Origin of the sequence: uncultured Tenacibaculum sp. (assembly GCF_947495995.1) — a bacterium.
GTDB lineage: Bacteria > Bacteroidota > Bacteroidia > Flavobacteriales > Flavobacteriaceae > Polaribacter.
In genome coordinates this window covers 35780-42124 of record NZ_CANMAX010000015.1, presented here as the reverse complement: position 1 = coordinate 42124, position 6345 = coordinate 35780, and the positions used below count along the sequence as shown (strand labels likewise).

Genomic DNA, 6345 nt, shown 5'->3' with positions numbered 1-6345 from the left:
AGTGTAAGTTATACGGCTACGGTTAATGCGCCAGGTGCAGGAGTAAGTTATACGAACAATGCAGAGATTAGTGCCAGCGATCAGTTTGATCCCGATAGTGATCCAACAAGTGATGCTACTGCAGATGATTATGGAGATGGAATTAATGATGACGATGAAACGAGTATAACACCAATAGTTAATCAAGCAGATTTATCATTAACTAAGATTGTTGTTGATGGAGATACAACTCCGCTTGTAGGTTCAGAAATCACTTTTGAAATTAGAGTATTTAACGATGGTCCGCAAGATGCAACAGGAGTTGAAGTTCGAGATTTATTACCTTCTGGTTATGATTTCATTTTATATAGTTCAACGGCAGGTTTATATAATGAAGCTACAGGTATTTGGCAAGTAGGTAATATTCCTTCAGGTGAATCACAAACATTATTAATTGATGTTTTAGTGAATCCAACTGGAGATTATTTAAACATTGCTGAAGTAACAGCTTCAGATGTATTTGATGTTGATTCTGTTCCAAACAATGATGATGGAGATCAGAGTGAAGATGATGAAGATAATGCTATTGTAACTCCAGTTATTTCAATAGCAGATTTATCATTAACCAAAATTGTTGTTGATGGAGATACAACTCCATTAGTAGGTTCAGAAATAACATTCCAGATTACAATAACTAATGATGGACCTCAAGATGCCACAGGAGTTGAAGTAACAGATTTATTACCTTCAGGATACGACTTTGTATTGTTCAGTTCTACAGAAGGAACTTATAACGAAGCTACAGGTATTTGGACAGTTGGTAATATTGCAAGCGGAACTTCAGAAACATTATTAATTGATGTATTAGTAAATCCAACAGGAGATTATCTAAATATTGCACAAATAAGTGCTTCAGATGTTGTCGATGCCGATTCTACTCCAAACAATGACGATGGAGATCAAAGTGAAGATGATGAAGATAGCGCTATAACAACACCAGTAATTTCAATAGCAGATTTATCATTAACAAAAGCTGTTGTAGATGGTGATACAACTCCATTAGTTGGAGATGAAATCACTTTTGTATTAACAGTTAGAAATGATGGTCCGCAAACAGCAACAGGAGTTGAAGTGACCGATTTATTACCTTCTGGTTACGATTTCCAAACATTTAGTTCTTCAACAGGAACATATAATGAAAACACAGGAATTTGGACTGTTGGAAATTTAGCAACCGGAGATGTAGAAACATTATTAATAGATGTAAGAGTAAGACCAACAGGAGTTTATTTAAATACAGCAGAAGTTTCAGCTTCTAATGTTGTAGATAGCGATTCAACACCTGGAAATGGAGTAACGACGGAAGATGATTATGCAGAGGCAGTTACAGTACCAATCCAAACAGTTGCCGATCTTTCTATTAATAAAACAACTGTAGGAGGTATTACAAGTGCACAGCCAGGAGATGCATTACGTTTCCAAATTAATGTAAGTAATGCAGGTCCAGATAATGCTACTAATGTTGAAGTATTAGATTTATTACCATCAGGTTTTGTTTATCAGCAATTTAGTGCGACTTCAGGTTCGTATGATCCAGTAACAGGATTATGGACAGTAGATGATATTCCTGCTAATGGTTCGCAAACATTATTTATTGATGTTATTGTAAATACACCAGCAGATATTCCAGGAGAATTCACTAATGAAACTGAAATTAAAGCAGTAGATCAAATTGATCCTGATAGTGATGTTACAGCTGATAATACTGTTGATGATCTTGGAGATGGAATTGATGATGATGATGAAGCTAGTTTTACAGTTCAAGTAGGAATTTCTGATTTAGAATTGATAAAATCAGTGAGTAATGTTAATGCTAATGTAGGTGATGTAATCACATTTACATTACAGGTTAACAATGCAGGTCCGAATATTGCTACAGGAGTAGCTCTAGAAGATAGTATTCCTATTGGTTATAGCAATATTACGAATATTAGTGATGGAGGAGTTTTAACAGGAAACACGATTAATTGGTCTGGATTGAATATTCCTTTAACAGGATTAACAATCACTTATGAAGCAACAGTTAATATGCCAACATTACAAGCAGGAGAATATTTAAATATTGCTCAAATAACAGAAAGTGATCAATTCGATCCAAATAGTACTCCAAATAACGATGATGGAGATCAAAGTGAAAATGATGAAAGCGCAATTTCAATCAATACACCTACTGCAGATATATCTGTTAACAAGCAAGTAGACGTTGCAGAACCAGCAATTAATGACGTTATTAATTTTACAATTACGGTAACAAACGAAGGAAGTTTAGATGCTACTTCTGTTGTAATTGCTGAGGCATTACCTAGTGGATATGAGTATATGAGTTCTGTTGCTACATCAGGAACATATAATCCAACAGCTGGAATTTGGACGATACCATCTGTTCCTTCAGGAGCAATTGAATTACTAGAGATTGAAGTAAAAGTATTAGATATAAACGATTATGAAAATACAGCTTCTTTACAGTCTTTAGATCAAATCGATGGAAATCCAAATAACGATAGTAATAGTGTTACAATTTCACCTATATGTTTAACCATTCATAATAAGTTTTCACCAAATGGAAATGGAGAAAATGATGTATTCTATATCGATTGTATTGATAGATACCCTAATAATAAATTAGAAATCTACAATAGATGGGGTAATATAGTTTACGAAAAACAGGGTTACGACAATAGCTTTAATGGAATTTCTAATGGTAGAGCAGTTATCAATAAAGATGAAAGATTACCAATAGGAACCTATTATTATGTTCTAGATTTAGGAGATGGTTCAGAAGCTAGAGTAGGATGGTTATATATAGTAAGATAAGATCAAAATCAAATAAAAAAATTAAAATAAAAATTGAAAATGTATTTGAAATTTAAAATAGTATTAGTCTTGTTTCTAGTTTTTAGTGCTATTTCTGGTAAAGCACAGCAAGATCCACAGTACACTAATTATATGTTTAATACATTATCCGTAAATTCAGCTTATGCTGGTTCTAGAGGTCACTTAACAGTAGTGGCCTTACATAGAACACAATGGGTAGGAATTGAAGGAGCTCCGCAAACACAGTCGTTAACTGTAGAATCACCAATTGGTAATAACCTTGGTTTAGGAGTTGCTTTTGTACACGATAAGTTAGGTCCATCTAGAGAATTATATCTAGATGCCAACCTTTCTTATACAATTAAATTGAGGAATAAAAGTAGATTATCTTTTGGATTAAAAGCAGGAGGTAGATTGTTAAATGTAGATTTGTTTGATGGTTTTCAAACCAATCCAGATGTAAATTCAATAAACAACAAGTTTTTGCCAACACTTGGAGCAGGTTTATATTGGAGAAATGACAAATCGTATTTAGGAATTTCTGTTCCTAACTTTTTAACGAATAAACATTTCGATCGAGATACATTTAGTAGTACAAGTTTTGATGTTAGCGCAGAACGATTGCATTATTTTTTAATCGCAGGAAAAGTATTTGATCTTAGTGATAACGTAAAATTTAAGCCAGCATTTTTAGGAAAGTTTGTAGTAGGAGCGCCTGCTATTGTAGATTTATCTGCCAATTTTTTAATCTATGATACATTAAGATTAGGAGCTGCTTATCGTTGGGATGATTCTTTTAGTGGTTTATTAGGATTTCAATTGAGTCCTAAATTATTATTAGGATATGCTTACGATTTAACTACAACTAGACTTGGAGATTTTAATTCAGGAACACATGAAATCATGTTACGATTTGAATTGAAGACCAAAGAAAAACAATTAAAATCACCACGTTTCTTTTAAAGTTTATGACAATGAAAAAATCTATTATATTAATTTTCGTTTTAAGTATATTCCAAAGTTCCTTAGCTCAGAATTTTGTTTCAGATAGTTTAGATATTGAAAGTTCAACTCCGAGAGCAGACAAGCTATTTAAGAAAATGTGGTATAAAGAAGCTGCGCAAGCTTATGAAACAGAATTGAATAGTTTATTAAGAAATAAAGAAAATAGAGGAGAGAACTATTTACGTGTTTTAAAAAGAACTGGAGATGCCTATTTTTTTAATACAGACATGGAAAATGCTGAAAGAGTATATAACAAACTTATATCAACATATTTTCCAAATATTAATCCAGAATACATTTTTAGATATGCACATAGTTTAGAAGGAATCGGTAGGTATGATGAAGCTAAACGATGGATGAAAGAGTTTGCAAAGAAAACTCAAAAAGTAGATGATAGATCTGTGAATTACGATCAAATCGATCAAACTATTGAAGATGTTTTAAATATCAAACCACAATTCGTTTTACAAAATTTATCAATAAACACTGAGTATTCAGATTTCGGACCGATGTATTATAAAGATAAATTGATCTTTTCATCAGCAGCAGATTCGTCTAATTACCACACTAGAATTTACCATTGGAATGAACAACCATTTCTAAATTTATATGTTGGAGATTTAAATGCTATTGAATCTGATATAGATAATGTAGAAGATTTTTCGTCAACTATTAATACTAGATATCACGAAGCTACAGTAACATTTACACCAGATCAGAAAAGTGTTTATTTTACCCGAAATAATTACGATGGTGAACTTGGAAGAGACGACAAAGGAACCAATCATTTAAAATTATACAGAGCCGATCTAGTACAAAATGAAGAAGGAAAAGAAGTTTGGGAAAATATTCAAGAACTACCTTTTAATAGTGAAGAATATTCAGTCGGACATCCAACATTAAGTAGCGATGGAAAGTTATTATATTTTGTTTCAGATATGCCAGGATCGATTGGAGGAACAGATATTTTTGTTGTAGATGTTTTTCAAAATAAAGAAAATGATTCCATTAATAAGGTACGTTATTCTGAACCGAGAAATTTAGGAGAAAAAGTAAATACTGCTGGAAGAGAAATGTTTCCATTCATTACAGATAAAGCTTTGTATTTTGCTTCAGACGGACATTTAGGTTTAGGTGGTTTAGATGTATATCAAAGTAAAATAATTGATGAAACTTTTAGTACACCTAAAAATTTAGGAGCACCTTTAAATAGTAAGTTAGACGATTTTTCATTTATTATAAAAGAAAAATTAAATAGAGGATTTGTTGCTTCAAACAGATCAACAGGTAAAGGTGACGACGATATTTATTCGTTCATTAGAGTTCCAATCATAGAAGAAAAACCAGAGTGTGATCAATCCATCAGAGGTTATGTTTCTAACGAAGTTACTGGTGAGAGAATTGCAAATGTAAATGTGATTTTATACAACGAAAAAGGCGCGCAATTAGAAACTACGGTTACCAATATTAATGGAGCTTATCAGTTTAATACAGTATTAGATTGTGATACAAAATATAAAGTTGAAGCACAGAAAACGGGATATGGTAAAAAAGATAAACCTGTATTAACAGATAAAATTCCTGGTGAAACTATCGTTCCTTTAGGATTAAAAACTTTGGATAAACTTATCGTAGAAGAAGGCGGAGTTCTTAAAATAAAAATTGGAATAATTTATTTTGATTTGAATAAGTCTTTCATTCGAAATGATGCAGCTATTGAGTTGAATAAAATTGTAGTTTTAATGACACAATATCCTAAAATGGTTATTAAGATTGAATCTCATACAGATGCTAGAAATACAGATGCATACAATTTGGCATTATCAGATCGAAGAGCAAAATCTACAAGAGATTACTTAATAAGTCAAGGAATCGCTGCAAATCGATTGGAAAGTGCTATTGGTTACGGAGAATCTAGATTGATAAATAAATGTGCAGATGGAGTTGTGTGTTCTGAAGCAGAACATCAATTGAACAGAAGATCAGAATTTATTATCATAAAAATGTAAATAGATAAATCTTAAGTAAGATAGAAAGCATCAACTCAAAAATGAGTTGATGCTTTTTTTATGCAGTATCAGAAAAAGAAAATAGATCTATTTTAGAGTAGTTTTAAATAGTTTCAAAATAAATTTCAATACTGATCAAAATCTGATTTCAAACTAATTTTGTAAAGAAAACATGGTTCTTAGTATAATAAGCATAGTTATAGAAATGATTGGAATATTACTTATTTCAAAATATGGTGTTCCGAATAAAAGGTTGTACAAAGCACTTAAAGTAGACTCATCATTAGAAAAAGATGAAGAAACTAAAATCTTTGTGATGTCGCAGTATGGTTTAATGTTGTTGTTATTCGGTTTCGTTTTACAAATGTTTAGTATGGTTATATCTGTCTTGTAATTCTTAATTACTTCTTTTTTGAAAATAGAAAAGCATCGCAAAACTGCGATGCTTTTCATGTGAAAAAAACTATATATAATAAAA

Annotated in this window: 4 protein-coding genes; 3 read left to right on the top strand and 1 reads right to left on the bottom strand. The window is 31.7% G+C overall.

Annotation, left to right across the window (positions count from 1 at the left end):
- The 3 genes from Q1A15_RS20525 to Q1A15_RS20515 all read left to right on the top strand — a co-directional run.
- On the top strand, window positions 1-2853 hold a 2853-nt coding region (locus Q1A15_RS20525), incomplete at its 5' end, for a gliding motility-associated C-terminal domain-containing protein (protein WP_299628250.1).
- A 39-nt stretch (window positions 2854-2892) separates the two neighbouring features.
- On the top strand, window positions 2893-3816 hold the full coding sequence (locus tag Q1A15_RS20520; RefSeq protein ID WP_299628249.1) for a type IX secretion system membrane protein PorP/SprF: 924 nt from the start codon (window positions 2893-2895) through the stop codon (window positions 3814-3816).
- 11 nt (window positions 3817-3827) lie between these two features.
- Window positions 3828-5867, top strand: a complete 2040-nt coding sequence (locus tag Q1A15_RS20515; protein ID WP_299628247.1) for an OmpA family protein — start codon at window positions 3828-3830, stop codon at window positions 5865-5867.
- 153 nt (window positions 5868-6020) lie between these two features.
- On the opposite strand, the gene Q1A15_RS20510 is transcribed toward Q1A15_RS20515, so the two are convergent.
- A complete protein-coding gene (locus tag Q1A15_RS20510; protein WP_299628245.1) occupies window positions 6021-6320 on the bottom strand; it encodes a hypothetical protein in 300 nt (99 codons plus the stop codon).
- Window positions 6321-6345: the final 25 nt, after the last annotated feature.

Excerpts from the sequence above, each read along its gene's own strand:
- Q1A15_RS20520 (WP_299628249.1), top strand. The coding sequence starts at position 2,893 with ATGTATTTGAAATTTAAAATAGTATTAGTCTTGTTTCTAGTTTTTAGT.
- Q1A15_RS20515 (WP_299628247.1), top strand. The coding sequence starts at position 3,828 with ATGAAAAAATCTATTATATTAATTTTCGTTTTAAGTATATTCCAAAGT.
- Q1A15_RS20510 (WP_299628245.1), bottom strand. The coding sequence starts at position 6,320 with ATGAAAAGCATCGCAGTTTTGCGATGCTTTTCTATTTTCAAAAAAGAA.